This is a genomic window from Sphingomonas aquatilis, assembly GCF_014196115.1.
In the GTDB taxonomy this organism is placed as follows: domain Bacteria; phylum Pseudomonadota; class Alphaproteobacteria; order Sphingomonadales; family Sphingomonadaceae; genus Sphingomonas; species Sphingomonas aquatilis.
On the sequence record NZ_JACIDB010000001.1, the window covers coordinates 484,393 to 510,714 of the forward strand.

Genomic DNA, 26,322 nt, shown 5'->3' on the forward strand with positions numbered 1-26,322 from the left:
GGAGGTGGCGCCGCGAAGCGGTGACGGAGGGGGAGGATACGGTGAGCGTGGCGTTTGCGGAAACGCCCCCTCCACCACGGCCTGACGGCCGCGGTCCCCCTCCCCCGGCTGCGCCGAGGGAGGAATTGGCTCAGTCCCGCACCACCAGATAGTTCATCCGCGCGTGCGCGATCGGCTTGTCGCGGTCGTCCTGCCAGGCGATCGCCTCGACATTCGCGACGCGCGTGCCCAGCCGCGTCACGATTCCTTCGGCGTGTGTCGGTTTGTCGCGGCCGCCGCGCATGAAGTCGACGGTGACGTTGACGGGCTTGATCCGCCCGCCACCCTCTTCGGCCAGCGCATGCTGCAACGACACGATCGCCGCGACCTCCAGCAGGCCCGAGATCGCCCCGCCGTGCAGGAAGCCGGGGCGGCCGAGCACTTCGTTGCGGAAGGGCATAACCAGCAGCGGTGCGGCCCCGTCGCGCGGCTCCAGCGTCACGCCGAGCATTTCGGCATAGGGCGGCAAAGCGTGCTGCGTGTTCATGCCATCTGGTCCATCAGCATGAAGGTGCCGGCGACATGCGCCAGCGGATCGTCGGGCGTTTCATCATACGCGATGCCGCGGACGAAGGCGATCGAGCGGGTCAGCTTCAGGCATTCGCCGCGCCCGATCACGGTCCGCCCCGGCACCGCGGGCCGCAGGTAATCGACGCGCAGGTCCAGCGTCGCCTGGGCTGCGAACTTGTCGCGCTTGATCCAGACCGCGACGCTGGTCGCCATGTCCATCAGCGCGATGATCGGGCCGGACGCGAGGACGCCGCCGTCGACATCGCCGATCAGCCGCGCATCGTAGGGCAAGGCCAGCTCGACCCAATCGTCGTCCCTGCCGTGATAGGTGATACCCACTGCGCCGCCATGGCCGCCGAAGCGATGCGCCATGAACGCCTCTAAGTTGAAACCGCTCATACACCCGTCTCTACACGCCGCGCCCGGTGGCGCAACGCGGGGCGAGCAGGTAGCGTGCGGTAAAGCATGAACGCATCTGCGCGCCGTTCGTGCTGAGCCTGTCGAAGCACGGTGGCCGCCACCTGCCCTTCGACAGGCTCAGGGCGAACGGGAAGGATTTGGGAGAGAGCCATGAACGACCGCGTCACCACGACCATTACCGACGGCATCGCCGACGTCCGCCTGACGCGGGCCGACAAGATGAATGCGATCGATCCTGCGATGTTCGAAGCCATCGGCGCGGCGATCGACGCGCTGCACGATCGCACCGACGTGCGATGCGTCGTGCTGTCGGGTGAGGGGCGGGGGTTCTGCGCTGGCCTCGACATGGCGAGCATGGCGCGCGGCGGGTCCGGCACGGGAATCGCGCGCAACGACCAGGGCAGCATTCTGCCGCAGCACGTCACCTGGGGCTGGCGGCAGCTGCCGATGCCGGTGATCGCCGCGGTGCATGGCGTCGCGTTCGGCGGCGGCTTCCAGATCATGTCGGGTGCCTGCATCCGCATCGCCGCGCCCGACACGCGCTTCGCGATCCGCGAGACGCATTGGGGGCTGGTGCCCGACATGGCGGGCTTCCCGGTCTGGCGCGGGCTGGTGCGCGACGACGTGCTGCGCGAGCTGGTCTATACCGCGCGCGAATTCGATGCGGCAGAGGCGCTGCACCACGGCTTCGTCACGCGGCTGGCGGACGACCCTTACGAAGCCGCCATGGCGCTGGCGCGCGAGATCGCCGGGCGCAGCCCGCATGCGATCCGCGGGGCGAAGCGCCTGCTCAACATGGCGCACGACGCCGACCCGCGCGCGATGCTGGAGGCCGAGACGGCCGAACAGCTGAAGGTGATCGGCAAGCCCAATATGATGGAGGCGGTCGCCGCGAACATGGGCAAGCGGGCGCCGGTGTTCGTGGATTGAGGGGGGGGGCTTCTCCTTCCTCGTCACCCCGGACTTGGTCCGGGGTCCACCGGGCGGCAAGGGGGACGGCTCGAGCCTCTTGTCATCCCCTTGCGGCCCGGTGGACCCCGGAACAAGTCCGGGGTGACGGAGGGGTTGACGATTACCGCGGCGCCATACGGATACCGCCGTCGAGCCGGATATCCTCGCCGTTGAAATAGCCGTTCTCGATCAACGTCATGGCGAGGTGCGCATATTCCGCCGGATCGCCCAGCCGCTTCGGGAACGGCACGCTGGCCGCCAGCGCGTCCTTCACCGGCTGCGGCGCGCCTTGCAGCAGCGGCGTGTCGAAGATGCCGGGCAGGATCGTGTTCACGCGAATGCCTTCGCCCATCAGGTCACGCGCAATGGGGAGCGTCATGCCGACGACGCCGCCCTTCGACGCGGAATAGGCCGCCTGGCCGATCTGGCCGTCCTCCGCCGCGACGCTGGCGGTCATCACGATCGCACCGCGTTCGTTATGCTCGCCCGGTTCCAGCGTCAGCATGCCCGCCGCGGACTTGGCCACGCAGCGGAACGTGCCGACCAAATTGATCTGGATGAGCCAGTCGAACGCCTGCAACGGGAAATGCTTGATGCTGCCGTCTTCCTTTGATCGGCTGGCGGTCTTCACCGCATTGCCCGTGCCGGCGCAGCAGACCAGCACCGATTCCTGCCCATGTGCCTCGCGTGCCCTGGCGAACCCCGCATCGACGCTGTCGTCGCTGGTGACGTTCACTTCGCAGAAGATCCCGCCGATCTCCGCGGCGAGCGCCTCGCCCTTCTCGCGTTGCAGGTCGAAGATCGCGACTTTCGCGCCCTTTGCCGCTAACGCGCGTGCGGTGGCCGCGCCGAGGCCGGATGCGCCGCCGGTGACGACCGCGGCGGTGGTGTTCGTGATATGCATGATGGTCCCCTTCCTATTGAGTCCTCCCCCGCCAGGGCGTGTGAGGATGAACGGCCCCCGGCCGTTCAAGATCATGCCGGGGGCATGATCGACCTCGCACGGTGGCAGCGCAGCTGACGGAGGGGGAGGGCGGGGGCGCCTTTCGTTACGGAACGTACCGCCGTCCGCCCCCTCCACCATTCGGCTGACGCCGAACGGTCCCCCTCCCCCTGGCGGGGGAGGACTGGGTTACAGTCGCTCGATGATCGTGACGTTGGCGATGCCGCCGCCTTCGCACATTGTCTGCAAGCCGTACCGCCCGCCGCGTGCGTGCAGCGCATGGACCAGCGTCGCCATCAGCTTCGTGCCCGACGCGCCGAGCGGATGGCCGAGCGCGATCGCCCCGCCGTTGACGTTGAGCTTCGCCGGATCGCCGCCGGTATGCTGCAACCAGGCGAGTGGCACCGGCGCGAACGCCTCGTTCACCTCGTACAGGTCGATGTCGTCGATCCGCATCCCGGCGCGCTGCAAGGCGCGGTCGGTGGCGAACAACGGCTCCTCCAGCATCACGACGGGATCGCCGCCGGTGACGGTCAGATTGTGGATGCGGGCCAGCGGCGTCAGGCCATGCGCCTTCAGCGCTGCCTCGCTCACCACCATCACCGCGCTCGCGCCGTCACAGATCTGGCTGGCGTTGGCGGCGGTGATCGAGCCGCCCTCCTGCAACAGCTTCACCGCGCCGATGCTTTCCGGCGTCGCGTCGTAGCGGATGCCCTCGTCGCGGTCGTGGATCACCGTTCCCTCGGGCGTCTCCACCTCCAGCCCGACGATCTCGTCGGCGAAGGCGCCGGCCTCGGTCGCCGCAGCAGCGCGGCGGTGGCTTTCGAGCGCATAGGCGTCGAGCTGCGCGCGGTCGAAGCCGTATTTGCGCGCGATCATCTCGGCACCCATGAACTGGCTGAACTGCACGCCGGGGAAGCGCGCCTCCTGCCGCGGGCTTTTCGCCTTGCCGAGGCCGGCTTGCGCGAACAGCGCGCCGGTCGAGCCCATCGGCACGCGCGTCATGCTTTCGACGCCGGCGGCGATCACGACGTCCTGCGTCCCGCTCATCACCGCCTGCGCGGCGAACTGGATCGCCTGTTGCGACGATCCGCACTGGCGGTCGATCGTGACGGCGGGCACGCTGGTCGGCAGCGACGAGGCGAGCACCGCGCCACGCCCGACCTGGAAGCTCTGCTCGCCGCCCTGGCTGACGCAGCCCATGATGACGTCCTCGATCGCGGCGGGATCGATGCCGCTCCGCCCGACGATCGCGTCGAGCGTCGCCCCCGCCATGTCCGCCGGGTGCCAGCCTGCCAGCCGCCCGCCGCGCCGTCCGCCCGCGGTCCGCACCGCTTGGACGATATAGGCCTCCGCCATCGCTTCGCTCTCCATAACTCTTGTTATTGTGGCGATGTGTCGCGTAATCCATGGCAAAGCGCAAGAGGGTGACCATGGACGTTCGACAGGCGGTGGCGGCACGACGATCGGCGCGCGGATTCCTCGATACGCCGGTGCCGCTGGCGCAGTTGCGTGACCTTGCCGAGGCGGCGGCGCGGGCGCCCTCGGGCGGCAACCTTCAACCGTGGCACGTGCAGATCGTCCAGGGCGACGCGATGGCGCGGCTGAAAGCCATCATGGCCGATCGACTGGCGAGCGGGGCGAGCGAGACGCCGCAATACGCCATCTATCCGCCGGAGCTCGATGATCCGTGGCGCGGCCGGCGCTTCGCGGTGGGTGAGGCGCTGTACGATCGGATCGGCATTCCGCGGGAGGATAAGGCAGGACGCCGGCGCTGGTTCGCCGCCAATTATCGCTTCTTCGGGGCACCGGCGGCGTATTTCTGCTCGGTGGACCGGCGCATGGGGCCGCCGCAATGGTCGGACCTCGGCATGTATCTTCAAACGCTGATGCTGCTCGCGGTTGAGGCGGGGCTGGCGACCTGCCCGCAGGAATGCTGGGCGATGTATCCCGAGACGGTGGGGCGGTTTCTGGAATTGCCCGAGGGCCGGATGCTGTTTTGCGGCGTGGCGATCGGGTTCGAGGATACGGACGCGCCGGTCAACGCGCTACGCAGCGAGCGGGCACCGGTGGGGGAGTGGCTGAGCGTGGTGGCGTAAGGGGATCTACGTCACCCCGGACTTGATCCGGGGTCCCGCTTTTCACCGGCCGCCTGAGAAGCGGGACCCCGGATCAAGTCCGGGGTGACGGGGGGCTACAGAACCACCCGCTCAGGCTTCGACTCCTCGATCGCTGCCAGTACCATCCGTTCCCACACCGTCGGGTCGCCCGCCGCGGCCATGCGCTGGTCCGGCTCGCGTAATGTGCGCAGCACCGCCAGGGCATCGGGCAGGTAATCGCGCCACGCGCTGTCCACCTGATCGCTCGCGCTTTCGGTATCGCCGCCGGCATTCACGCTGATCCGCTGCCCGGCGAGCACGCGGGCGATCCGTTCGGCGACGGGAGTGGTCGACACGTCCATGGCTGCTCTCCTTTGCCAGCGACAATGCGCGAACGGCCGCGGCGGTTGCCGGATACGACAACGGCCTGGCGAGGGATGCTCGCCGGGCCGCCATCAAAGTCGCGAAGGGAAGGGGATCAGCGCGCCGCGCCGGCACCCTGTCCACGGCCACCGCCGCCCGAGCGGCCGCGGCCGCCACCGCCGCCACGGCGGCTGGCGTTAGCGTAATTGCGCGTCGCGGTCGGCGCATGCGTCGCGCGCGGACGGGCCGGCTGGCGCTGGCCACGCGGCAGGTCGGCGCGCGGCGCGGGGTCCGCACCGATCGCCTTGACGCGCGTCGCCTTGATCTCATTGGCGAGGCCGGTGAAATTGTCCGGCAGCGGACGCACGGTCACCTTCTGGCGCGTGATCTTCTCGATGTCCTTCAGATACGGACGCTCGTCATCCGCGCAGAAGGCGATGGCGATGCCGCTGTTGCCCGCACGTGCGGTGCGGCCGATGCGGTGGACATACTGTTCCGCGACGTTCGGCAGTTCGAAGTTGACGACATGGCTGACGCCCGACACGTCGATGCCGCGCGCGGCGATGTCGGTGGCGACCAGCACCTTGGTCTTGCCGTCCTTGAACTCGCCAAGCGCGCGCTCGCGCTGGCCCTGGCTCTTGTTGCCGTGGATTGCATTCGCCGCGATTCCGTTGCCGGCGAGCAGCTTCACGACGCGGTCGGCACCATGCTTGGTGCGCGTGAAGACGAGCGCGCGATCGATCGCCGGGTCCTGCAGCACCAGCGTCAGCAGCGCCTGCTTCTCCGTCTGGTTGACGAAGGTGACATACTGGTCGACGCGCTCGGCAGTAGTCGATTCCGGCACCACCGACACGGTCTTCGGGTTGGTGAGGAACTGGCCGGCGAGATCGCGGATCGCGGTCGGCATCGTGGCCGAGAAGAACAACGTCTGGCGCTTGCGCGGGATCATGCGCACGATCTTCTTGAGCGCATGGATAAAGCCCAGATCCATCATCTGGTCGGCTTCGTCGAGGACCAGGATCTCGATCATCGACAGGTTGCACATGCCCTGCTCGACCAGGTCGATCAGGCGGCCCGGGGTCGCGACGAGGATGTCGACGCCGCGGCTCAGGTCCTGGCGGTTCTTGTTGATGCTGGTGCCGCCGAACACGGTCGCGACGCTGAGCTTGGAAAACTGGCCATAGCCGCGCGCATTGTCGGCGATCTGGCTGGCGAGTTCGCGCGTCGGGGCGAGGACGAGCATGCGGACATGCGTCGGCAGCACGCGCTTCTGCGCGGCGACCAGGCGCTGGATCGACGGCAGCACGAACGCCGCGGTCTTGCCGGTGCCGGTCTGCGCGATACCGAGCAGATCATTGCCTTCCAGCAGGATCGGGATCGACTGCGCCTGGATCGGCGTGGGGGTGGCATAGCCCTTGGCCTCGAGCGCACGGACGAGCGGCTCGGCAAGGCCGAGATGAGCGAATGACATGGAATAACAACCTTCAAAAACGGCCTCGCCAGCGCGCCGTCCGAAGGAGAGGGCACGCCGGTGCGGCGGGGGAAACCGACACCCCGCGTGAAAAGGGAAGCCTTCAGCTAACGACCGAGGCGGAGCCGGGGGTGGCAGGGCCAACCCGTTCACGCTGCATGACGCCTCGATGGCCCGGCATGTGCGCTGCACTGCCGCAAAAGTCAAGGTGGGGTGGGGTGGAGCGTGCGCGCTTCCCCCGAAATTCGTCATCCCGGTGAACGCCGGGATGACGAAGGGCGAGGCTTACAACGCCCGCCCGATCACCTCCTTCATGATCTCGTTCGTGCCGCCGTAGATCCGCGTCACGCGCGCCGAGCGCCACGCCCGCGCGATCGGATATTCGTTCATATAGCCCGCACCGCCATGCAGCTGGAGGCAGGCGTCGAGCACTTCCCATTGCAATTCGGTGTGCCACAGCTTGGCGGCAGCGCCCTCTTCGTTGGTCAGCTCGCCCGCCAGATGCCGGCGGATCGCCCAGTCGAGATGTGCCCAGCCGACCTGCAGCTTCGTCTTGATGCCCGCCAGCACGAAGCGCGTGTTCTGGAAATCGAACACCACGCCGGCGAACGCCTTGCGATCCTTGGTGAAGGCGACGGTATCGTCGAACGCCTTCTGTGCCGATGCCTGCGCGCCGACCGCGATCGACAGCCGTTCCTGCGGCAGCTGGCTCATCAGATAGACGAAGCCCTTACCCTCTTCGCCTAAGCAATTGGTGATCGGCACGCGCACGTCGTCGAAGAACAATTCGGACGTGTCGGCCGCTTCCTGCCCGATCTTGTCGAGCTTGCGCCCGCGCCGAAAGCCCTCGCGTTCCGCCTCGACCAGGATGATCGACATGCCGCGCCACGCGGGCTTGGCCTCGGGATCGGTCTTGGCGACCACCAGCACCAGATCGGCGTTCTGGCCGTTGGTGATATAGGTCTTGCTGCCGTTGAGGACGTAGTGGTTGCCGTCGCGCTTCGCGGTCGTGCGGATCGACTGGAGGTCGCTGCCCGTGCCCGGTTCGGTCATCGCGATCGCGGTGATCGTCTCGCCCGACACCATGCGCGGCAGCCAGTGGCGCTTCTGCTCCTCCGATCCGTAATGCTCCAGATAGCCGACGACGATGTCCGATTGCAGCGTGAAGCCCGCGGGGACGCCGTTATACGTCAGCTCTTCGTTGACGATCGCGTTATAGCCGAAATCGAGGCCCAGCCCGCCATATTCCTCCGGCACCGTCGGGCACAGCATCCCGACCGCCCCCGCCGCGCGCCAGAACGCGGGGGGCACCAGCCGGTTCGCCTCCCAGTCCGCCACGTTGGGCACGCCTTCCTTGCGCAGGAACTGGCGGACGCTCTGCCGGAACGCCTCGTGATCCCCGTCATAGGCGCTGCGGCCCGCGACATCGTCCAGCGTCATGATCCTCTCCTTGAGTCTTTGGTTGGGAGGCTGCGGATGCGCGCCGCTGGCGTCAAGACAAAATAACAAATGTTACGGACAGCCTCGGAAACCCCTGCCGTTCGCCCTGAGCCTGTCGAAGGGCGGGTTTCCCCTAGCGCCGCGCCTGGGGCCACCCGTGCTTCGACAGGCTCAGCACGGACGGATGGAGGAGATCGTAACGCCTGAGACTTTTTCGGTGCATCCCGTCACCGCCGACGATAGCATGGGCGCCCAACCAAAAGAGGATGCCCGATGAAACTCGCCAGTCTGAAGCACAAGCGTGACGGCAGGCTCGTCGTCGTCTCGAACGACCTCGCCTGGTGCGCGGACGCGGGCCATATCGTGCCGACGTTGCAGGCGGCGCTCGACGATTGGGACCGGTATCTGCCCGATTTGCAGAATCTCGCGACCGATCTGGAGCATGCGGTGATCCCGCGCGAACGCTTCCACGAACATGACGCCGCCTCGCCGCTGCCGCGCGCCTATCAGTGGGCGGACGGCTCGGCCTATGTGAACCACGTCGCATTGGTGCGGCAGGCGCGCGGGGCCGAGATGCCGGACAGCTTCTGGCACGATCCGCTGATGTATCAGGGCGGATCGGACGGCTTCCTCGCCCCCCGCGATCCTATCCCGCTCGGCGACGAGAGTTGGGGCTGCGACATGGAGGCGGAGGTCGTCGTCGTGACTGGCGACGTACCGCTGGGCGCAAGCCGTGAAGAGGCACTCGCTGCAATCCGCCTCGTCGGCCTGACCAACGACGTGTCGCTGCGCGGCCTGATCCCCGGTGAGCTCGCCAAGGGCTTCGGCTTCTTCCAGTCCAAGCCGGCCAGCGCCTTCTCGCCCGTGTTCGTGACGCCCGATGCGCTGGGCGACTGGTGGCGGGACGGCAAGCTCCACCGCAAGCTCAACGTCGACCTCAACGGGCAGCCCTTTGGCCGGGTCGAGGCGGGCGAGGACATGACCTTCGATTTCGGCACGCTGGTCGCACATGCCGCCAAGACGCGCGCGCTGGGGGCGGGGACGATCGTCGGATCGGGCACCGTCAGCAACCGCGGTGCCGACGGAGGCCCCGGCAAGACGATCGCCGAGGGCGGCGTCGGCTATTGCTGCCTCGCCGAGCTGCGCACCGTCGAAACGATCGCGACCGGCAAGGCGACGACGCCGTTCCTCAAGCCGGGCGACACGGTGCGCATCTGGGCGGAGGACGACAAGCACCACCCGATCTTCGGCGTCATCGAACAGACGGTGGGGTGATAACTCCTCCCCGGCACGGGGAGGTGGCGCCGCGAAGCGGTGACGGAGGGGCGGCCAAGCAGTGCCATCGCGCGTGGCTGCCCCTCCACCACCCGGCTGCGCCGGGCGGTCCCCCTCCCCGTGCCGGGGAGGATTGGAAAGCCGTAAATCTCGCTTGAAATCTAATTACAACGGCGCGAAAGTATCGATCAACGGTGCCGGCGACTCCCGCGGGGCACGGACAGGAGAGAAACGTGGCCGGCGAGCATCCTCGCGCCAATTTGCAGCCCCTGCGGCTGCACGTGCCGGAACCCAAGTTCCGCCCCGGCGATCCCGTCGATTTCGTCGGCGTGGACATCCCCCCGGCCGGTGCCGCACGACGGCCCGACACCGCCGAATCGGCGCACGATTTCACCGACCTCGCCTATACGATGGTCCGCGTCCTCGACGAGGACGGGCGCGCGGTCGGCCCGTGGGACCCCAAGCTGTCGCCCGATATGCTGCGTCGCATGCTGCGCAACATGGCGCTGTTGCGCGCGTTCGACGAGCGCATGTTCCGTGCGCAGCGCCAGGGCAAGACCAGCTTCTACATGAAGGCGACCGGCGAAGAGGCGGTGGCGATCGCCGCGGCGCAGGCGCTCGACGCGGACGACATGTGCTTCCCGTCCTATCGCCAGCAGGGGCTGCTCATCGCGCGCGGCTATCCGCTGGTCGAGATGATGAACCAGATCTACTCGAACACCGGCGACAAGCTGCAGGGCAAGCAGCTGCCGATCATGTATTCGGCGAAGGATTTCGGCTTCTTCTCGATCTCCGGTAACCTGACGACGCAATATCCGCAGGCCGTCGGCTGGGCGATGGCGTCGGCGGCGAAGGGCGACACGCGTATCGCGGCGACCTGGTGCGGCGAGGGGTCTACCGCGGAGGGCGACTTCCATTCGGCCTGCACCTTTGCGTCCGTCTATCGCGCGCCGGTGATCTTCAACGTCGTCAACAACCAATGGGCGATTTCGAGCTTTTCCGGCTTTGCGGGCGCCGAATCGACGACCTTCGCGGCGCGGGCGATCGGCTATGGCATCGCCGGCCTGCGCGTCGACGGCAATGACGCGCTCGCGGTCTATGCCGCGACGCTGTGGGCGGCGGAGCGCGCGCGCACCAACGCCGGTCCGACGTTGATCGAGCATTTCACCTATCGCGCGGAAGGCCACTCGACCTCCGATGATCCGACGCAATATCGCAGCGCGGGCGAACCGACCGCCTGGCCGCTCGGCGATCCGATCGCGCGGCTGAAACAGCACCTCATCGTCATCGGCGAATGGGACGAGGAGCGCCACGCCGCGCAGGACCGCGAGCTGGCCGAATACGTCCGTGCGCAGCAGAAGGACGCGGAGAAGAACGGCATCCTAGGCCATGGTCTGCACCAGCCGTTGGACAGCCTGTTCGACGGCGTGTTCGAAGAGATGCCGTGGCATCTGCGCGAACAACAGGCGCAGATGATCGCCGAGGAAGAAGCGAGCGGGCGGCCATGGGCGCGCAAGTGATGTATCTCCCTCTCCCAGCGGGAGAGGGAAGGGGCCCGCTGCCGGAGGCAGTGGGAAGGGTGAGGGCAGCCTGCCTTTCGACCCTCACCCTTCCGCCGCTTCGCGGCTCCCTCCCTCTCCCGCTGGGAGAGGGATTATGAGTGACGCCATGACCGACACCACGATCGACACGCCTGCCACCACCCGCATGAACATGATCCAGGCGATCAATTCCGCGCTCGACGTCTGCATGGGACGCGACGCGGACGTGATGGTGATGGGCGAGGACGTCGGCTATTTCGGCGGCGTGTTCCGCGCGACCGCGGGGCTCCAGGCGAAATACGGCAAGACCCGCGTGTTCGACACGCCGATCACCGAGATCGGCATCATGGGCGTCGCGATCGGCATGGGCGCCTATGGCCTGCGCCCCGTCCCCGAAATCCAGTTCGCGGATTACATCTATCCCGCGCTCGACCAATTGGTCAGCGAGGCGGCGCGGTTGCGCTATCGCTCGGCGGGCGAGTTCACCTCTCCGATCACGATCCGCTCACCCTATGGTGGCGGTATCTTCGGCGGCCAGACGCACTCGCAGAGCCCGGAGGGTATTTTTACTCACGTGTCGGGCATGAAGACCGTGATCCCGTCGACGCCCTATGACGCCAAGGGCCTGCTGATTGCGGCGATCGAGGATAACGATCCCGTCCTGTTCCTCGAACCCAAGCGCATCTACAACGGCCCGTTCAACGGCCATTGGGATCGGCCGGCGGAAAACTGGTCGAAGCACCCCGGCGGCGAGGTGCCGACCGGCTATTACCGCGTCGACCTGGGCAAGGCAAAGGTCGTGCGTGCTGGCGAGGCGCTGACGATCCTCGCCTATGGCACGATGGTCCATGTCTGTGCGCAGGTGATCGCCGACGAAGGCGTCGATGCCGAGATCATCGACCTGCGCACGCTCGTGCCGCTCGACATCGAGACGATCGAGGCGTCGGTGAAGAAGACCGGTCGCTGCATGATCGTCCACGAGGCGACGCGCACGTCGGGCTTCGGCGCCGAACTGTCCGCGCTGGTGCAGGAACGCTGCTTCTACCACCTCGAAGCGCCGATCGAGCGCGTGACCGGTTTCGACACGCCATACCCGCACAGCCTCGAATGGGCGTATTTCCCGGGCCCGGTCCGCATCGGCCAGGCGCTCAAGAAGATCATGAAGGACGCATAAGATGGGCCGCTTCACCTTCCGCCTGCCCGACATCGGCGAAGGCATCGCCGAGGCCGAGATCGTCGCCTGGCACGTCGCCGTCGGCGACCGCGTCGAGGAAGACCAGAACATCGCAGACATGATGACCGACAAGGCGACCGTCGAGATGGAATCGCCGGTGTCGGGCGTCGTCGTCGAACTGGCGGGCGAAGTCGGCGACCAGGTCGCGATCGGCGCGGCGCTGGTCGTGATCGAGACCGAGGAAGCGGGGGAGGGCGAGGTCGTCGCCGCGCCCGCGACGGCGGAACAGGCCGAGGTTGCGCAGCAATATGAGGCCGAGAACCCCGGCGTCGAGGCGGTCGAAGCGGTGGCCGTGACCGCGCCGGCGGGATCGGGCGATACGCCATCCCCCATTCGTGCTGAGCCTGTCGAAGCACAGGCCCCGAGCGCACCGCCCGCGTCGACCGGCCCTGCGACAGACTCAGTGCGAACGGCGGAGAAGGCGCCCACCGCCCACGTCCTCGCCTCGCCAGCCGTGCGCGCCCGTGCGCGCGATCTCGGCATTGATCTGGCCCAGGTGAAGACCGACGCCGATCGCGTCCGCCACGCCGACCTCGACGCCTTCCTGCGCTACAATGCCGGCCAAGGCTATCATGCCCCCGGCGCATCGCGTGCGCGTGAGGACGAACAGGTCCGCGTCATCGGCATGCGTCGTCGCATCGCCGAGAATATGGCCGCCGCCAAGCGCCACATCCCGCACTTCACCTATGTCGACGAGGTGGACGTGACCGCGCTGGAGGCGATGCGCGCCGATCTCAACGCGCACCGCGGTCCGCGGCCCAAGCTCACCATGCTGCCGCTGCTGATCGTCGCGATCTGCCGCACGCTGCCGCAATTCCCGATGCTCAACGCACGTTACGACGACGAAGCGGGCGTGGTGACGCGGTCCGGCCGCGTGCACCTCGGCATGGCGGCGCAGACCGACGCCGGGCTGACCGTGCCGGTCATCCGCGACGCGCAGGACAAGAACGTCTGGCAGCTCGCCGCCGAGATATCGCGCCTCGCCGAAGCCGCCCGCGCCAACAAGCTGAAGCCGGACGAGCTCGGCAACGGCACGATCACTGTCACCTCGCTCGGGCCGCTCGGCGGCATCGCGACGACGCCGGTCATCAACCGGCCGGAGGTCGCGATCATCGGGCCGAACAAGATTGTCGAGCGCCCCGTCTTCACCGGCCGGGGTGACGAAATCCGTCGGGCGAAGCTGATGAACGTGTCGATCAGTTGCGACCATCGCGTCGTCGATGGCTGGGACGCGGCGAGCTATATTCAGGCGCTCAAGACGCAGCTCGAGACGCCGGTCCTGCTGTTCGCCGACTGATGCGCGGGGCCGCCGCCGCCGCCGCCGTCGCGCTGCTGCTCGCCAGCTGCGGCGATGGCGGTGCGGACCGCGCGGCCCGGCTGCGCGCGGCAGGGCCCAACCCGGACGTCACGGCGCTGTTGCGCGTCGCGGATGCCGGGACGGGCGTGCGGTTGTTCAACGCCTGCGCGGCCTGCCATGCGATCCGCAAGGGCGCGCCCGATCGCAACGGACCCAATCTGTTCGGCGCGATGGGCGCGCCGGTCGCCGGCGTCAGTCCGCGCTTCGGCTACACCGCCGCGCTGCAGCGCATCGGCGGCCGCTGGACGCCAGAGCGGATGGATGCGTGGCTTACCAACCCGCGCCGCTTCGCACCCGGCACGTCGATGGGCTATCCCGGCCTCGCCGACCCGCTCGCCCGCGCCGACCTGATCGCCTATCTCAGCGCGCAACATTGAGCGCGTGAACTGCGTCACCCCAGCGCAGGCTGGGGTCTTCCTGTAATCGGCTGTGTCGTCCGGCAAGCGAAAGCTCCCAGCCTGCGTTGGGATGGCGGATATAGCTGTAAAGGCTACCCGGTAAGCCACCCACTGGCGCGCAAACCCGATCCGCGCCACTGTCGCGCCATGACCCAGCCCCTCGTCCACACCGCCCGCGACGGCCATGTCGCGATCCTCACCTTCGCCCGCCCGCCGCACAATTTCGCCGATCTCGCGCTGATCGAGGCGATCGGCGCCGCCTTTGCTGCGGCGGATGCCGACCCGCAGGTACGCGCGATCGTGCTGCAATCGGATGGCCGCATCTTCTGCGCCGGTGCCGACCTCGCCCGCGACAATCCGGTCGAAAAGGACCAGCCCGCGGGCACGCGCAACCCGTTCTACGTCGCCGCCGCGCGACTCTACGCGGTGAAAACGCCGGTCGTTGCCGCGATCCAGGGCGCGGCGGTGGGAGCAGGCCTCGGCCTCGCGCTCGTCGCCGATTTCCGCGTCGCGGCGCCGGAGGCGCGCTTCGTCGCCAATTTTGTCGCGCTGGGATTTCACCCGGGCTTCGGCATCTCGGCGGTGCTGGAGCGGGTGATCGGCCGCCAGCGCGCACTGCTGATGAATCTCACCGCGCGTCGCATCAAGGCGGAGCAGGCGGCGGACTGGGGTCTCGTCGATCTGCTGGTGCCCGCCGACCGCCTGCGCGCCGAGGCGCTGGCATTGGCGCAGGAGATTGCAGCGGGAGCGCCGCTCGCGGTGCAGTCGACTCGGGCAACGATGCGCGGCGACCTGTTTGCGCTGCTCGAGGCGCAGACCGACCACGAACTCGCCGAACAGGCCTGGTTGCAGAAGACCGCCGACTTTGCCGAGGGCGTGCGCGCTGTGAACGAACGTCGTCCGGGGCGGTTCGTGGGGGCCTGACGCCGTCCCATACACGCCGTCGCCCCGGACCGAGTCCGGGGTGACGGGGGCGCTTATTTCATCAGCACCAGCTCTTCCGCCATCGTCGGATGCAGCGCGACCGTGTCGTCGAACTGCGCCTTGGTCAGCCCCGCCTTTACCGCGATCGCCGCGGCCTGGAGGATCTCCGGCACGTCCGGCCCGATCATGTGCAGCCCGACGATCTTCCCCGACACGCCGTCGCACACCATCTTGTACAGCGCGCGCTCGTTGCGCCCGGCCAGCACGTTCTTCATCGGCCGGAAATCGGACGAATAGACTGCGACCGACCCCAGCTTCTGCTTCGCCTCGCTCTCGGTCATTCCGACGCCCGCCATCGGCGGATGGCTGAAGACGGCCGACGGGATGTTGGCGTAATCGACCGTGGTGGGCTTGTTGCCGAAGAAGGTGTCGGCAAACGCCTGGCCCTCGCGGATCGCGACGGGGGTCAGCTGGATGCGGTTGGTGACGTCGCCGATCGCGAAGATGCTCTCGACGCTCGACCGGTTCTGCTCGTCAACGACGACCGCGCCCTTTTCCAGCGCGACGCCAGCCTCTTCGAGCCCGAGACCTTCGGTGTTGGGCACGCGACCGGTCGCGAACATCACCATGTCGACCGTCACCGGCTCGTGGTTCGACATATGGACGGTCAGGCAGCCATCCTCGCCCTTTTTGAGGCGTTCGAAATTGGCGTCGAACTTGAACTCCAGCCCCTTCATCATGCTGATCTGGAGCAGGCGATCGCGGATCGACAGGTCGTAACCGCGCAGGATGTCCTGCGTGCGGTTCATGATGATCACGTGCGCGCCGAACTGGTGGAAGATGCCGGCGAATTCATTGGCGATATAGCCCGCGCCGGCGATCAGGATGCGCTTGGGGATCGCATCGAGGTGGAACGCCTCGTTGCTGGTGATGCCGTGTTCGGCGCCGGGGCAGGCGGGGACGGCCGGATGCGCGCCGACCGCGATCAGGATGCGTTCCGCGGTCTTCTCGGTGCCATCGGCCAGCCGCACGCTGTGCGGGCCGCTGACGGTGGCGCGCTGGTGAATGATCTCGACGCCATGCGTTTCCAGCGTTTGCGTATAGGCGCCGTTGATCCGGTCGACCTCCTCCAGCACATTGTCGCGCAGCGTCTTCCAGTCGAAGTCGCACTGGTCGGGCACCTGCCAGCCGAAGCGCTTGGCGTCCTTCAGATCCTCTGCGAAGTGCGCGCCATAGACGAGCAGCTTCTTGGGCACGCAGCCGCGGATCACGCAGGTGCCCCCGACGCGATACTCTTCGGCCACCGCCACGCGCGCGCCATGCGCCGCTGCGACGCGGCTCGCGCGCGTGCCACCGGACCCTGCGCCGATGACGAAGAGGTCGTAGTCGTATTGGGGCATGGTGTTACTCCGGGGTGGCGAGCGCCGGGCGAAGGCCCAGATGCTGCACGAAAGGGTCGAAATCGCGATCGCTGTATAACAAGGGAAGCCGGTCGAGGATGCACCGCGTCGCAATCAGCGTGTCGATCGTCTTGCGGATGGTGATGCCGAGGCTGCGTAAGTGACGGTAATTGCGGGCGGCCTGTACGGCGACGCGGTGGTCGCTGATGACGAGGAGGTCGGTAAGCGAAAAGCGTGCCTCCGCCAATTGGAAAGACCGATCATCGCTGAACCCTTGCAGAACTTCGGCAACGATTAGGTCACCAGCCACCACAGGCGTGCGTCCAAATGCAGCATCCAGATATGCCGTCTGGACAGACTGGACGCCCCGGAAATAGTCGATCCAGACGCTGGAATCGACGACGATCATTCAGCAGGGATGTATTTGCTGGTCCGCATATCGTCGAGATCGCCGTCCCAGCCGATCCCGCGCAAATCGCGCATCGCTTCCTGCTGTTTCAAACGCAGGGCCGTGCGTAGCGCTTCGTTCACAGCCTGGCTCTTACTGCTGATATTCAGCGCAGCCATGAACTTGGCCATCAGCGTTTCATCGATGTCGATATTCGTCCGCATGTGTATGGCTCCGCCGAGCCATACACATAGCGTCTAGCCCGAGCTCAATCCAGACCGGCGCGGCGGATCAGGTCTTCCGTCGAGGGATCGAACTCCTGCCCGCCCTGGTCGGCCGCCTTGGCCATTTCCTTGCCCAGCTCGACCCCGAACTGGTCGAAGCTGTTGATGCCGAGCAGCACGCCGTTCACGAACACGCGGTGTTCGTAGAAGGCGATCAGCGCGCCCAGCGTGCGCGGGTCGAGCACGTCGAGCAGGATCGTCGAGGACGGGCGGTCGCCGCTGTACGAGCGCGCAGGATCGTCCACCTGCTTGCCCTTCATCAGCGCGGCGCCCTGCGCGAAGGCATTGAGCAGCAGCTGGCGATGGTGATCCTCCGCCAGCGTATCGCCCGGCTCGATCACCGCGATGAACTCGACGGGGACGAGGTGCGTGCCCTGGTGGAGCAGCTGGAACACCGCATGCTGCGCATCGGTGCCGACGCCGCCCCAGGTGATCGCCGCGGTCGGCCGCCCGACCGGCTGGCCGTCCACCGTCACGCCCTTGCCGTTCGACTCCATCTCGAGCTGCTGGAGGTAGCTCGGCAGCAGCCGCAGCCGCTCGTCGTACGCGAAGGGCGCGCGCGTTTCGGCGTGGCGGACCTGCGTGTAATAGAGGTCGGCGAAGGCGGCGAGCGCGGGTGCGTTCTCGTGCAGCGCGGTCAGGCGGAAATGGCGGTCCATCTCGGCCGCGCCTTCCAGCAGCTCCTCGAACGCGCCCCAGCCCAGCGCCACCGCCGCCGGGAAGCCGATCGACGACCAGAGCGAATAGCGGCCGCCGACGCCTTCGCTGAACGGCAGGATGCGCGTTTCGTCGACGCCCCATTCCATCGCTTTGTCGGGCGCCGCGGTCAGCGCGATCACCTTGCCGTACGGGTCTTCGACGCCGTGTTCGCGGAACCACTGCATCGCCGATTCGGCGTTGAGCATGGTTTCCTTGGTGGTGAAGGTCTTGCTGGCGATGACGAGCAGCGTCGCCGACGGGTCGAAATCCTTGATCGCCTCTTCCAGCGCGACGCCGTCGACGTTGGAGACGATGGCGACATCGTAGCGCTTGTCTTCGCGCCCCAGCGCATCGACCAGCAAATCCGGCCCCAGCGCCGATCCGCCGATGCCGATGTGGAGGACGTGGCGGATGTCGCCCAGCGCGCCCGCCTCGATCGCGTCGATCAGCGCGCGCATCCGCTCGTGGAAGCGGCGGGCGCGGGCGACGCTGTCGGGGTTGCCCTCGCCGCGTTCGGCCGTGTGCTCGACCGGGCGATCTTCGGTGACGTTGACGTGTTGGCCGCCGAACATCGCGTCGCGCTTGCCGGCTAAATCCTTCGCCTTGGCCAGCGCTTCGAACGCCGCGACCGCGTCGCGCGTCAGATGCGTCTTCGACCAGTCGAAATGGATGCCGGAGACGTCCAGGCTGAACGTCTTCAGCCGATCGCCGTCCTCGGCGAACAGGTCCATCAGCTTGGGGGAGGGCAGGGCTTCGATCGCAGACCAGTCGCTCATATGTCCGTCCTTCATGGGGAGGGGTAAGTCGTGACCGTCCCGTATCGATCCTGCGCCGGGCGACAAGCCCGTTTCCGCCGACACCGGAACGACTGGTGAGGACGCACGGGGGCGGCTAAAGCTCCGCTCCTATGGCCGATACTCCTGCCCCCGCGACGCCCAAGCCGGTACAGCCCCGCTCGGAAACTAGCGAGACGATCCGCTTCCTCGTGAAGCTGGCGGTCGCCGTGTTCATCCTGCGCAGCTTCATCTTCGCGCCCTTCTCGATTCCCAGCGAATCGATGCTGCCGCGGTTGCTGATCGGCGACTATCTGTTCGTCACCAAATGGAATTACGGCTATTCGCGCTGGTCGCTGCCCTACGGCTTCCCACCGATCCCGGGCCGCCTGCTCGGCCGCAACCCTGCGCGCGGCGACGTCGTCGTGTTCCGCTCGCCCGATCCCGCCCCCGGCGATACCGATCCCGAACACGCCGATCATGACGTCATCAAGCGCGTCATCGGCCTGCCCGGCGACACGATCCAAATGCGCCGCGGCCAGGTGATCCTGAACGGCGTGCCCGTTCCCAAGCAGCGCGTCGCCGACTTCGTCCTGCCGCTGACCGCCAATTTCAACGAGCAGAAGTGCGGCGCGACCTTCGTCGATGTCGACGCAAAGGGGCAGCCGATCTGCCGCTACCCCCAGTTCCGCGAGACCCTGCCCAACGGCAAGAGCTATATGGTGCTCGACCAGGCGGATATCCCGCAGGCGGACGACACCGGCCTCTACACCGTGCCCGCCGGCAGCGTGTTCCTGATGGGCGACAATCGCGACGACAGCGCCGACAGCCGTTTCCCCGCGCCGATCGGCATGGGTTACATCCCGATGGAGCGGATCGAGGGCAAGGCGGCCGTCACCTTCTTCTCGACCAACGGCAACTATCGTTGGTTCAATCCGATCAGCTGGTTCACCGCCGCACGCTGGAACCGCATCGGAGAAGGCTTCTGACCCCCGATCTCGCCAGCTGGATTGCGCAGACCTTCGGCCGGGCACCCGCCGACCTCGCTCCCTTCGCGCGTGCGCTGACGCATGGCAGCCAGGCGGCGGAGAATTACGAGCGGCTCGAATTTCTCGGCGACCGCGTGCTCGGCCTCATCATGGCGGAATGGCTGTGGGAGCTGTTTCCCCGGGAGACCGAAGGCAGCCTGTCGAAGCGCCTGAACGCGCTGGTGACGGGCGCGGTCTGCGCCGATGTCGCCCGGTCGATCGGTGTGCGCGCGCATCTGAAGCTCGGCAAACAAGCGCGCGATGACGGGGCGTATGAGAGCGACAATATCCTGGGCGACGTGATGGAGGCGCTGATCGGCGCCTGGTATCGCGAGGCCGGCCTGGATGCGGCACGCACTTTCGTCCGCACCGCCTGGGGCGACCGCGTTCGCCGCAGCGACAAGGCGCCGCAGCACCCCAAGTCGGCGCTGCAGGAATGGGCCGCCGCGCATGGTCGCCGCACGCCCGAATATGTCGTCGTCGATCGCTCCGGCCCGCATCATGCGCCACGGTTCACGGTGCAGGCGAAGATCGGGACCTTCGCGGAAGCCACCGCGACGGGGGCCAACAAGCAGATCGCCGAAACCGCGGCGGCCAAGGCCCTGCTGGCGAAGGTGGCGGGGTGAACGCCTTATCCTCTTGCCCACCGTTCGCCCTGAGCCTGTCGAAGGGCGGGCATCCGCTAGCGCTCCGCTGATGGTGTTCTGGGCGTATCTTCTCCGCTGCAAGGATGGCAGCTATTATACCGGCCATACCGATCAACTTGATGCCCGCATCGGTGCGCATCAGAGCGGAGCGTATGAAGGCTATACGAAGACGCGCCGTCCCGTGACGTTGGTGTGGGCGCAAGACTTTCCCACTCGCCTGGAAGCCTTGGAGGCGGAGCGCCGCATCAAGGGCTGGAGCCGCGCGAAGAAGGAAGCGCTGATCGCGTCCGACTGGCAATCGTTGCGTGACCTCGCCCGCAATCGCCAGGCCGCACCCCGCCCTTCGACAGGCTCAGGGCGAACGGAGAGGGGGGAGGCTCCCCTTCCAACCCGTCCCGTTCGCGCTGAGCTTGTCGAAGCGCAGGTAACCGCGAGCGCCGCGCCGGTGCCCAATCGGCCCAGCTCCGTTCGCACTGAGCCTGTCGAAGCCCGCTTCGCCATTATGGCCGCCCCTATCGATATTTCGGACCTTATGTCATGACCCAGACCCAACATTGCGGCCTCGTCGCCGTCGTCGGCGCGCCCAACGCGGGCAAGTCCACGCTCGTCAACGCGCTCGTCGGCCAGAAGGTCGCCATCGTCAGCCCCAAGGCGCAGACGACGCGCACCAAGCTGCTCGGCGTCGCGATTCAAGATGCGGCGCAGATCCTGCTGGTCGACACGCCCGGCATCTTCGAACCGCAGCGCCGTCTCGACCGCGCGATGGTGTCCGCGGCGTGGAGCGGCACCGAGGGCGCGGACATGATCGCGCTCGTGGTGGACGGCAAGGGCGGCATCGGCCCCAAGGTCGAACGCATCGCCGAGGCGCTGAAGGACCGGCCTGAACCCAAGATCCTGATCCTCAACAAGGTCGACGTCGCGGACAAGCCCAAGCTGCTGCTCCACGCCGAAAAGCTCAACGCGTTGATGCACTTCGCCGACACGTGGTTCGTCTCGGCGCAGACCGGCGACGGCCTTGCCGAGCTCAAGTCCGCGCTCGCCGCGGCAATGCCGGAGGGGCCGTGGCATTATCCGGAGGATCAGGTCTCCGACGCCACCGAACGCGCGCTCGCCAGCGAGGTGACGCGCGAACAGCTCTACCTCCAGCTCCACGCCGAACTGCCCTACGCGAGCACGGTCGAGACGGAAAAGTATAGCGAGCGCGAGGACGGATCGGTCGAAATCCACCAGCAGATCCTGGTCGAACGCCCGACGCAGCGCGCGATCGTGCTGGGCAAGGGCGGCGTGCGCATCCGCGACATCGGCGCGCGCGCACGCACCGAACTCGCCGGCATCCTGGGCGTGCCGGTCCACCTCTACCTGCATGTGAAGGTCAAGCCCGGCTGGGACGAAGACCGCGAGATCTACCGCGACATCGGTCTCGACTGGGTCGAGTAAAGGCCTCTCTTCCCGTTGCCGGCGACTACGCCCGCATGGTGCGGCATGCGGCGTTCTATCCCCCTCCGTCACCGCTGCGCGATGCCACCTCCCCCTGGCGGGGGAGGCATGAGGAGGGCGCGGAGCTATCCCTCAGCCGGGCTGCCAGCCTCCGCCAGCAGCGCATCCACCCATGCCGGCACCAGCTCCCCCGCCGGCCCCAGCCGCGTCTCGGCAAAGAAGCCGCTGCCCGCCGATCGCTCCAGGTTCAGCTCCAGCGTGTCGGCGCCATAGGCGTCCGCCATCTGCACGAAGCCGGCGGCGGGATAGACCGCGCCCGACGTCCCGATCGATACGAACAGGTCGCACGCCGCCAGCGCCGCCTCGATCCGGTCCATGTGATAGGGCATCTCGCCGAAGAACACGATGTCGGGGCGCAGCGCCGGCTCGCCGCAATTGGGGCATTCGGTGTCGGGCGGCAGCGCGCCGTCCCAATCCTCGCGGATGCCACAGACCGCGCACAGCGCCGATTTCAGCTCGCCATGCATGTGCAGCAGCCGCGTCGCACCGGCACGCTCGTGCAGATCGTCGACATTCTGCGTCACGATCAGCAATTCGCCCGTCCACGCGCGATCCAGCCGCGCCAGTGCCATATGCGCGGCATTGGGCGCGACCTCGGCCAGCGCCGCCCGCCGCAGGTCGTAGAAGCGATGCACCAGCGCCGGGTCCGCCGCCAACGCTTCCGGCGTACAGACGTCCTCCACGCGGTGCCCCTCCCACAGCCCACCCGGCCCGCGGAAGGTGGCGATGCCGGATTCGGCGGAGATGCCGGCTCCAGTCAGGACGACGATGTTGCGGATGGCGGTCATGATCCGCGACGATAGGGCCGGAACCGGGTGGCGGGAAGGTGGTGGCCGGCGACCGGTGCACCACCATCCCCGCGGTCAGAATTCCGACCAGTCGTCGTTGCTCACCGCCAGCGCGGTATTGCCGACCGCGCGTGGCGGCGCGGGGCGGGCGATACGCTGTGCGGCCGGGGCGGGGCGGTGACGCAGGACGGCGACGGGTACGGCGGCGCCCACCGGGGCCTCGCCCACCCGGAACCGAGCGATCTGGCGGCTCATCTCCTCGACTTCGGATGCCAGGCTGCGCGCGGCGGCCGTCGCCTCCTCCACCATCGCGGCATTCTGCTGGGTCACCCCGTCCATCTCGGACACGGCGGTGTTGATCTGCTGCAAGCCGGTCGCTTGCTGCTCGGCCGACGCCGCGATCGCGGAGACCAGGCCATTGATCTCGCCGATCTTGCCGATGATGCGGCTGAGCGCGTCGCCCGTCTCGCCGACCAGCTGGACGCCCGCCGTCACCTGAACCGAGGACGCGGTGATCCGCGCCTTCACATCCTTCGCCGCTTCGGCAGAGCGCTGCGCCAGCGCACGCACTTCGGATGCGACCACGGCGAAGCCCTTGCCGGCATCGCCGGCGCGCGCGGCCTCGACGCCGGCATTCAGCGCCAGCAGGTTCGTCTGGAAGGCGATGCCGTCGATCACGCTGATGATTTCGGAAATTTCGTGCGAGGTGCGTTCGATCCCGCCCATCGCATCGACCGCGCGCTGCACAACCTCGCCCGAACGCTCGGCTTCGACGCGAGCGTCGCGCATCGCGGCGTCGGCGCGACCGGCACGCTCCGCTGTCGACCGGACGGTCGCGGTGATCTCGTCCATCGCGGCCGCGGTTTCCTCCAGCGATGCCGCCTGTTGCTCGGTCCGCTGCGACAGATCGTCCGAAGCCTGGCGAATGTCGTTGGCGCCGCTGTTGATGCCGCTCGCCGACTCCGTGACCTGCGACAGGGCGCTGCGCAGCGATGCGGCCGCGTCGTTGAAGTCCGACTGCAGCTTGGCATAGGCGGGCGGGAAGCTGCCGTTCAGCTGGCAGGTAAGGTCGCCGTCGGCCAGGGCGGCCAGCCCGGTCGCCAGCGCCTCGGTCGCCTGCGCGGCGACAGCGGCCTTGTCCTGTTCGGCCCTGACGACGGAGTCGCGGAAGATGTCGACCGCCCGCGCGATGTCGCCGATCTCGTCCTGCTGATCCAGATGCGGCACGGTGGCCGTGCCATTCTGTGCGGCCAGCCCGCGGATCGTTCCGGACAGGCGTTTGACCGGCGTGACGACCTTCGACGCGATGATGAACAGCGACACGGCAAGCACCGCGATTCCGGCAAGCACCAGTGCGATCATGATCGTGCGGTTCGTCTGCGCGGTGACGGTGGCGTTGGTGCCGGTTTGCTCCGCGATCTTCAGTTGCAGGTCGACGAGCTTGCCGATCGATTCCGACACCGGATCGATGGCTCGATACAGAGAGGCGACGACGAAATGGTCGAGCGCGGCGCGATCGCCGCTATCCAAAATCGTCTGGAGTTCGGCGACGCGCTCGTCCGCAATGCGCATGCGCGCCTCCGCCTCGTCGGCCAGCGCGGCTTCGTCGCCGGTGATGCGGGTGGCGCGATAGGCCTTCCAATGCTCGTGCAAGGTGCGCAATCCGGCGCGCACTTTTGCCGACGATTGGGCGAAGCTGAGATTGCCGTTGCGCGCCTTGTGCGACGCATCGACGATATCGACGGCATATTTGTCTGCGACCATCTTCAGATCGCGCATCGGCACCACTCGATCCTGCAGGATCGAATCGAGCGACGTCTTACTGTTGTGCATGCTCCACAGCGACACGCCTGCGAGCAGCACGATCGCCACGGCGAGGGATGCGAGGCAAGAAAAGAGCTTGTTGCGGATAGTCATGCGATCCTCCTGAGAGGACCCGATAAACAACATGCGTTAATAAAACGGTTCACTATGGCCATAAACCAGATGTCGGAAAGTGGCCTGGAAAATCTCCTCAGAGCAGTGGCTTATTGAAGTAGGGGGGGGGCGCGTGGACGTATCTGTCCACCTGAAAAGACTGGAAAATATCGGCCGTTGCAAACCGGTGTGATCACTGTCCGGAGACCGGCAAGTCTAACTTGATGACGTTAGTCGGAATCGGGATAAGGAAAAGCAGTATCGCGCTGAACACTCCGATCAGGCCCCAGCCATAACGGCGGGCGCGCAGGTCGATGATCCCTCTCGCAAGACAGTAGAGCGCGGGGATGGTGATCGCGATGATCGTCAGGACGGTGGTCCACATCAGGGCAGACTGGCTTGCGCGACCTTGGCAGGCAACGGCTGCGGGGGGTGTCACGTCCGTGCGTCACGGACGGGCCGATAGTGCCGATCCGGATCAACCGCATGTTAAGAAACGGTCGATATCGGTTTAACCATGCTGTTCAAACGCTCTTCCGACACGCTCGAAGCGCGCACTGCGCTCGCCGTCTTCCGTCATTCGCCCGACGCGATGATGCTGTTGCGCGATAACCGGTTCGTCGCCTGCAACGCGGCGGCCGAGCAGGTGTATGGCGCGCCGACCGCCGCGATCCTCGGGCAGAATCCCGTGGTCTTCTCGGCACCGGCACAGGGCGACGGGCGTCCGACGATCGAACATGTCAACGAGCGCGTCTCGCAGGCCATCCGTGACGGCCATGCCCGGTTCGAATGGCTCAACATGCGTAACGACCAGATCGTGCGCATGCTGGTCACGCTGATCCCGGTGGCGATCGACGGCGGGGCAGAGGTCCTCGTGCTGGTGCAGGACATGACCGCGACGTCGCAGGTCGTCGATGCGATCGGCGAGGGGCTGGAACGCCTGGCGGGGGGCGACCTCACCGTGCGGATCGACGCCGCATTCAATCCGGAATTCGAACCGCTGCGCGCCAGCTTCAACAGCGCCGCCGCGACGATGCAGGATTCGCTCCAGACGGTGGTCGCGGTCGGCAACGGCCTCGCGTCGGGTTGCGGCGACATCCGCACCGCGGCGGACGATCTGTCGCTGCGCACCGAGCGTCAGGCGGCGAGCCTCGAAGAAACCGCCGCGGCGATGGACGAGATCACCAGCAACGTCCGCGTCACCGCCGACACCGCCGGCCGGGCTGAGACGATCGTCGCCGGCGCGCACCGCGCGGCGGAGGAATCGAGCGTCGTCGTCGAACGTGCCATGCAGGCGATGGCGGGAATCGAACGCGCGTCGAACGAGATTTCCGAAATCATCAGCGTCATCGACGGCATCGCCTTCCAGACGAACCTGCTCGCGCTCAATGCCGGGGTCGAGGCGGCGCGCGCGGGCGATGCGGGCAAGGGCTTTGCGGTCGTCGCCTCCGAAGTGCGTGCGCTGGCGCAGCGCTCGGCCGATGCGGCGCGCGACGTGAAGGCGCGGATCACCGCCTCGACGCTACAGGTCGACAATGGCGTCGGCCTCGTCTCCGAAACCGGCGCTGCGCTCCAGCGGATCATCACGCAGATGGCCGACATCAGCAGCTCGGTCGCCAGCATCGCGTCCGCCGCGCGCCAGCAGGCCAGCGGGCTCAGCCAGATCAACACGGCGGTCGGCGAGATGGATGCGATGACGCAGCAGAATGCCGCGATGGTCGAGGAAACCACCGCCGCCGCCCGCAATCTGGCGGCGGATGCGGAACGCCTCGCCGATGCCGTCTGCCGCTTCCGCGTCGGCGAGGCGCGGCACGAGCCGGCGATGACCGGCCGGGTCGTAGCCCTCGCCGGCCGCGCCCGCCGCTGACGCTCGGCGCTGACCCCGGTCGCGCGCGGGTGGCGTCGGGCGCCGATCAACAATTCCGGCCAAAGCTCC

27 protein-coding genes are annotated in these 26,322 nt (G+C 67.3%); 13 read left to right on the plus strand and 14 right to left on the minus strand.

Features of this window, described 5'->3' with window-relative positions; translation table 11 throughout:
• Positions 1-130 precede the first annotated feature (130 nt).
• On the minus strand, positions 131-526 hold the full coding sequence (locus GGR47_RS02245; protein ID WP_017977703.1) for a PaaI family thioesterase: 396 nt from the start codon (positions 524-526) through the stop codon (positions 131-133).
• Complete coding sequence (locus GGR47_RS02250) at positions 523-948, minus strand: PaaI family thioesterase (protein ID WP_147037334.1); 426 nt, start codon at positions 946-948, stop codon at positions 523-525. The genes GGR47_RS02245 and GGR47_RS02250 overlap by 4 nt, the downstream gene beginning before the upstream one ends.
• Before the next feature lie 171 nt (positions 949-1,119).
• On the opposite strand from GGR47_RS02250, the gene GGR47_RS02255 reads away from it, so the two are divergent.
• Positions 1,120-1,899, plus strand: coding sequence for a crotonase/enoyl-CoA hydratase family protein (locus GGR47_RS02255; RefSeq protein ID WP_147037333.1), 780 nt, complete (start codon positions 1,120-1,122; stop codon positions 1,897-1,899).
• Between the two features lie 142 nt (positions 1,900-2,041).
• Here GGR47_RS02255 and GGR47_RS02260 read toward each other — a convergent pair whose 3' ends face one another.
• Together GGR47_RS02260 and GGR47_RS02265 are read right to left on the minus strand one after the other, a co-directional pair.
• The gene (locus GGR47_RS02260; protein ID WP_063687804.1) at positions 2,042-2,824 is read right to left on the minus strand and encodes an SDR family NAD(P)-dependent oxidoreductase; all 783 of its coding nucleotides are present in this window, start codon (positions 2,822-2,824) and stop codon (positions 2,042-2,044) included.
• A 228-nt stretch (positions 2,825-3,052) separates the two neighbouring features.
• The gene (locus tag GGR47_RS02265; RefSeq protein ID WP_147037336.1) at positions 3,053-4,222 is read right to left on the minus strand and encodes an acetyl-CoA C-acetyltransferase; all 1,170 of its coding nucleotides are present in this window, start codon (positions 4,220-4,222) and stop codon (positions 3,053-3,055) included.
• Between the two features lie 74 nt (positions 4,223-4,296).
• Between GGR47_RS02265 and GGR47_RS02270 the strand changes: the two genes are divergently transcribed.
• Positions 4,297-4,962: a nitroreductase gene (locus GGR47_RS02270; protein ID WP_147037335.1), complete on the plus strand. Its 666-nt coding sequence runs from the start codon at positions 4,297-4,299 to the stop codon at positions 4,960-4,962.
• Between the two features lie 95 nt (positions 4,963-5,057).
• Here the strand turns inward: GGR47_RS02270 and GGR47_RS02275 are convergent, their stop codons facing one another.
• From GGR47_RS02275 to GGR47_RS02285, 3 genes are all read right to left on the minus strand, one after another.
• Positions 5,058-5,324 (minus strand): hypothetical protein, encoded by a 267-nt coding sequence (locus GGR47_RS02275; protein WP_147037332.1) that lies wholly within the window; start codon positions 5,322-5,324, stop codon positions 5,058-5,060.
• A gap of 116 nt (positions 5,325-5,440) precedes the next feature.
• Complete coding sequence (locus GGR47_RS02280) at positions 5,441-6,796, minus strand: DEAD/DEAH box helicase (RefSeq protein ID WP_017977710.1); 1,356 nt, start codon at positions 6,794-6,796, stop codon at positions 5,441-5,443.
• 285 nt (positions 6,797-7,081) lie between these two features.
• Positions 7,082-8,236, minus strand: coding sequence for an acyl-CoA dehydrogenase family protein (locus tag GGR47_RS02285; protein ID WP_147037330.1), 1,155 nt, complete (start codon positions 8,234-8,236; stop codon positions 7,082-7,084).
• A gap of 273 nt (positions 8,237-8,509) precedes the next feature.
• Here GGR47_RS02285 and GGR47_RS02290 point away from each other — a divergent pair, with 273 nt between their 5' ends.
• From GGR47_RS02290 to GGR47_RS02315, 6 genes are all read left to right on the plus strand, one after another.
• Entirely contained in the window at positions 8,510-9,511 is a 1,002-nt protein-coding gene (locus tag GGR47_RS02290) for a fumarylacetoacetate hydrolase family protein (RefSeq protein WP_147037329.1), read from the plus strand.
• A gap of 233 nt (positions 9,512-9,744) precedes the next feature.
• Positions 9,745-11,031 carry a 3-methyl-2-oxobutanoate dehydrogenase (2-methylpropanoyl-transferring) subunit alpha gene (locus GGR47_RS02295; RefSeq protein ID WP_020486371.1) on the plus strand — a complete coding sequence of 429 codons (1,287 nt, stop codon included), beginning with the start codon at positions 9,745-9,747 and terminating at the stop codon, positions 11,029-11,031.
• A gap of 187 nt (positions 11,032-11,218) precedes the next feature.
• Positions 11,219-12,226 (plus strand): alpha-ketoacid dehydrogenase subunit beta, encoded by a 1,008-nt coding sequence (locus tag GGR47_RS02300; protein WP_147037449.1) that lies wholly within the window; start codon positions 11,219-11,221, stop codon positions 12,224-12,226.
• Between the two features lies 1 nt (position 12,227).
• The gene (locus GGR47_RS02305; protein ID WP_147037448.1) at positions 12,228-13,583 is read left to right on the plus strand and encodes a dihydrolipoamide acetyltransferase family protein; all 1,356 of its coding nucleotides are present in this window, start codon (positions 12,228-12,230) and stop codon (positions 13,581-13,583) included.
• Positions 13,583-14,020, plus strand: coding sequence for a c-type cytochrome (locus GGR47_RS02310; RefSeq protein ID WP_183949417.1), 438 nt, complete (start codon positions 13,583-13,585; stop codon positions 14,018-14,020). The genes GGR47_RS02305 and GGR47_RS02310 overlap by 1 nt, the downstream gene beginning before the upstream one ends.
• Positions 14,021-14,188: 168 nt before the next feature.
• Positions 14,189-14,965 (plus strand): enoyl-CoA hydratase/isomerase family protein, encoded by a 777-nt coding sequence (locus GGR47_RS02315; protein WP_147037017.1) that lies wholly within the window; start codon positions 14,189-14,191, stop codon positions 14,963-14,965.
• A 53-nt stretch (positions 14,966-15,018) separates the two neighbouring features.
• Here GGR47_RS02315 and gorA read toward each other — a convergent pair whose 3' ends face one another.
• The 4 genes from gorA to pgi are packed head-to-tail and all read right to left on the minus strand — an operon-like array spanning position 15,019 to position 18,512.
• On the minus strand, positions 15,019-16,365 hold the full coding sequence (gene gorA, locus GGR47_RS02320) for a glutathione-disulfide reductase (protein ID WP_147037016.1): 1,347 nt from the start codon (positions 16,363-16,365) through the stop codon (positions 15,019-15,021).
• 4 nt (positions 16,366-16,369) lie between these two features.
• The gene (gene vapC, locus GGR47_RS02325) at positions 16,370-16,774 is read right to left on the minus strand and encodes a type II toxin-antitoxin system VapC family toxin (protein ID WP_147037015.1); all 405 of its coding nucleotides are present in this window, start codon (positions 16,772-16,774) and stop codon (positions 16,370-16,372) included.
• Complete coding sequence (locus GGR47_RS02330; RefSeq protein WP_147037014.1) at positions 16,771-16,977, minus strand: type II toxin-antitoxin system VapB family antitoxin; 207 nt, start codon at positions 16,975-16,977, stop codon at positions 16,771-16,773. The genes vapC and GGR47_RS02330 overlap by 4 nt, the downstream gene beginning before the upstream one ends.
• Positions 16,978-17,021: 44 nt before the next feature.
• Positions 17,022-18,512 (minus strand): glucose-6-phosphate isomerase, encoded by a 1,491-nt coding sequence (gene pgi / locus GGR47_RS02335; RefSeq protein ID WP_147037013.1) that lies wholly within the window; start codon positions 18,510-18,512, stop codon positions 17,022-17,024.
• A gap of 131 nt (positions 18,513-18,643) precedes the next feature.
• On the opposite strand from pgi, the gene lepB reads away from it, so the two are divergent.
• The 4 genes from lepB to era all read left to right on the plus strand — a co-directional run bounded on the left by lepB (position 18,644) and on the right by era (position 21,621).
• A complete protein-coding gene (gene lepB / locus GGR47_RS02340; RefSeq protein WP_147037012.1) occupies positions 18,644-19,498 on the plus strand; it encodes a signal peptidase I in 855 nt (284 codons plus the stop codon).
• On the plus strand, positions 19,495-20,163 hold the full coding sequence (gene rnc / locus GGR47_RS02345; protein ID WP_147037019.1) for a ribonuclease III: 669 nt from the start codon (positions 19,495-19,497) through the stop codon (positions 20,161-20,163). Before lepB ends, rnc begins: the two co-directional genes overlap by 4 nt.
• A 70-nt stretch (positions 20,164-20,233) precedes the next feature.
• Positions 20,234-20,725 (plus strand): GIY-YIG nuclease family protein, encoded by a 492-nt coding sequence (locus GGR47_RS19320; protein WP_147037011.1) that lies wholly within the window; start codon positions 20,234-20,236, stop codon positions 20,723-20,725.
• A complete protein-coding gene (era, locus tag GGR47_RS02355) occupies positions 20,722-21,621 on the plus strand; it encodes a GTPase Era (RefSeq protein WP_017977724.1) in 900 nt (299 codons plus the stop codon). Before GGR47_RS19320 ends, era begins: the two co-directional genes overlap by 4 nt.
• Positions 21,622-21,746: 125 nt before the next feature.
• On the opposite strand, the gene GGR47_RS02360 is transcribed toward era, so the two are convergent.
• From GGR47_RS02360 to GGR47_RS02370, 3 genes are all read right to left on the minus strand, one after another.
• Positions 21,747-22,469 carry an NAD-dependent deacylase gene (locus GGR47_RS02360; RefSeq protein ID WP_147037010.1) on the minus strand — a complete coding sequence of 241 codons (723 nt, stop codon included), beginning with the start codon at positions 22,467-22,469 and terminating at the stop codon, positions 21,747-21,749.
• 75 nt (positions 22,470-22,544) lie between these two features.
• The gene (locus GGR47_RS02365) at positions 22,545-24,386 is read right to left on the minus strand and encodes a methyl-accepting chemotaxis protein (protein ID WP_147037009.1); all 1,842 of its coding nucleotides are present in this window, start codon (positions 24,384-24,386) and stop codon (positions 22,545-22,547) included.
• A 193-nt stretch (positions 24,387-24,579) separates the two neighbouring features.
• Positions 24,580-24,771: a hypothetical protein gene (locus GGR47_RS02370; RefSeq protein ID WP_147037008.1), complete on the minus strand. Its 192-nt coding sequence runs from the start codon at positions 24,769-24,771 to the stop codon at positions 24,580-24,582.
• A 132-nt stretch (positions 24,772-24,903) separates the two neighbouring features.
• On the opposite strand from GGR47_RS02370, the gene GGR47_RS02375 reads away from it, so the two are divergent.
• Entirely contained in the window at positions 24,904-26,253 is a 1,350-nt protein-coding gene (locus GGR47_RS02375; protein ID WP_183949418.1) for a methyl-accepting chemotaxis protein, read from the plus strand.
• The last annotated feature ends 69 nt before the right edge of the window (positions 26,254-26,322 follow it).

What these genes read in the sequence shown, in the direction of transcription:
- GGR47_RS02245 (WP_017977703.1), bottom strand. Translation starts at nt 526, where the DNA reads ATGAACACGCAGCACGCTTTGCCGCCCTATGCCGAAATGCTCGGCGTG.
- GGR47_RS02250 (WP_147037334.1), bottom strand. Translation starts at nt 948, where the DNA reads ATGAGCGGTTTCAACTTAGAGGCGTTCATGGCGCATCGCTTCGGCGGC.
- GGR47_RS02255 (WP_147037333.1), top strand. Translation starts at nt 1,120, where the DNA reads ATGAACGACCGCGTCACCACGACCATTACCGACGGCATCGCCGACGTC.
- GGR47_RS02260 (WP_063687804.1), bottom strand. Translation starts at nt 2,824, where the DNA reads ATGCATATCACGAACACCACCGCCGCGGTCGTCACCGGCGGCGCATCC.
- GGR47_RS02265 (WP_147037336.1), bottom strand. Translation starts at nt 4,222, where the DNA reads ATGGCGGAGGCCTATATCGTCCAAGCGGTGCGGACCGCGGGCGGACGG.
- GGR47_RS02270 (WP_147037335.1), top strand. Translation starts at nt 4,297, where the DNA reads ATGGACGTTCGACAGGCGGTGGCGGCACGACGATCGGCGCGCGGATTC.
- GGR47_RS02275 (WP_147037332.1), bottom strand. Translation starts at nt 5,324, where the DNA reads ATGGACGTGTCGACCACTCCCGTCGCCGAACGGATCGCCCGCGTGCTC.
- GGR47_RS02280 (WP_017977710.1), bottom strand. Translation starts at nt 6,796, where the DNA reads ATGTCATTCGCTCATCTCGGCCTTGCCGAGCCGCTCGTCCGTGCGCTC.
- GGR47_RS02285 (WP_147037330.1), bottom strand. Translation starts at nt 8,236, where the DNA reads ATGACGCTGGACGATGTCGCGGGCCGCAGCGCCTATGACGGGGATCAC.
- GGR47_RS02290 (WP_147037329.1), top strand. Translation starts at nt 8,510, where the DNA reads ATGAAACTCGCCAGTCTGAAGCACAAGCGTGACGGCAGGCTCGTCGTC.
- GGR47_RS02300 (WP_147037449.1), top strand. Translation starts at nt 11,219, where the DNA reads ATGAACATGATCCAGGCGATCAATTCCGCGCTCGACGTCTGCATGGGA.
- GGR47_RS02305 (WP_147037448.1), top strand. Translation starts at nt 12,228, where the DNA reads ATGGGCCGCTTCACCTTCCGCCTGCCCGACATCGGCGAAGGCATCGCC.
- GGR47_RS02310 (WP_183949417.1), top strand. Translation starts at nt 13,583, where the DNA reads ATGCGCGGGGCCGCCGCCGCCGCCGCCGTCGCGCTGCTGCTCGCCAGC.
- GGR47_RS02315 (WP_147037017.1), top strand. Translation starts at nt 14,189, where the DNA reads ATGACCCAGCCCCTCGTCCACACCGCCCGCGACGGCCATGTCGCGATC.
- gorA (WP_147037016.1), bottom strand. Translation starts at nt 16,365, where the DNA reads ATGCCCCAATACGACTACGACCTCTTCGTCATCGGCGCAGGGTCCGGT.
- vapC (WP_147037015.1), bottom strand. Translation starts at nt 16,774, where the DNA reads ATGATCGTCGTCGATTCCAGCGTCTGGATCGACTATTTCCGGGGCGTC.
- GGR47_RS02330 (WP_147037014.1), bottom strand. Translation starts at nt 16,977, where the DNA reads ATGCGGACGAATATCGACATCGATGAAACGCTGATGGCCAAGTTCATG.
- pgi (WP_147037013.1), bottom strand. Translation starts at nt 18,512, where the DNA reads ATGAGCGACTGGTCTGCGATCGAAGCCCTGCCCTCCCCCAAGCTGATG.
- lepB (WP_147037012.1), top strand. Translation starts at nt 18,644, where the DNA reads ATGGCCGATACTCCTGCCCCCGCGACGCCCAAGCCGGTACAGCCCCGC.
- GGR47_RS19320 (WP_147037011.1), top strand. Translation starts at nt 20,234, where the DNA reads ATGGTGTTCTGGGCGTATCTTCTCCGCTGCAAGGATGGCAGCTATTAT.
- era (WP_017977724.1), top strand. Translation starts at nt 20,722, where the DNA reads ATGACCCAGACCCAACATTGCGGCCTCGTCGCCGTCGTCGGCGCGCCC.
- GGR47_RS02360 (WP_147037010.1), bottom strand. Translation starts at nt 22,469, where the DNA reads ATGACCGCCATCCGCAACATCGTCGTCCTGACTGGAGCCGGCATCTCC.
- GGR47_RS02365 (WP_147037009.1), bottom strand. Translation starts at nt 24,386, where the DNA reads ATGACTATCCGCAACAAGCTCTTTTCTTGCCTCGCATCCCTCGCCGTG.
- GGR47_RS02370 (WP_147037008.1), bottom strand. Translation starts at nt 24,771, where the DNA reads ATGTGGACCACCGTCCTGACGATCATCGCGATCACCATCCCCGCGCTC.
- GGR47_RS02375 (WP_183949418.1), top strand. Translation starts at nt 24,904, where the DNA reads ATGCTGTTCAAACGCTCTTCCGACACGCTCGAAGCGCGCACTGCGCTC.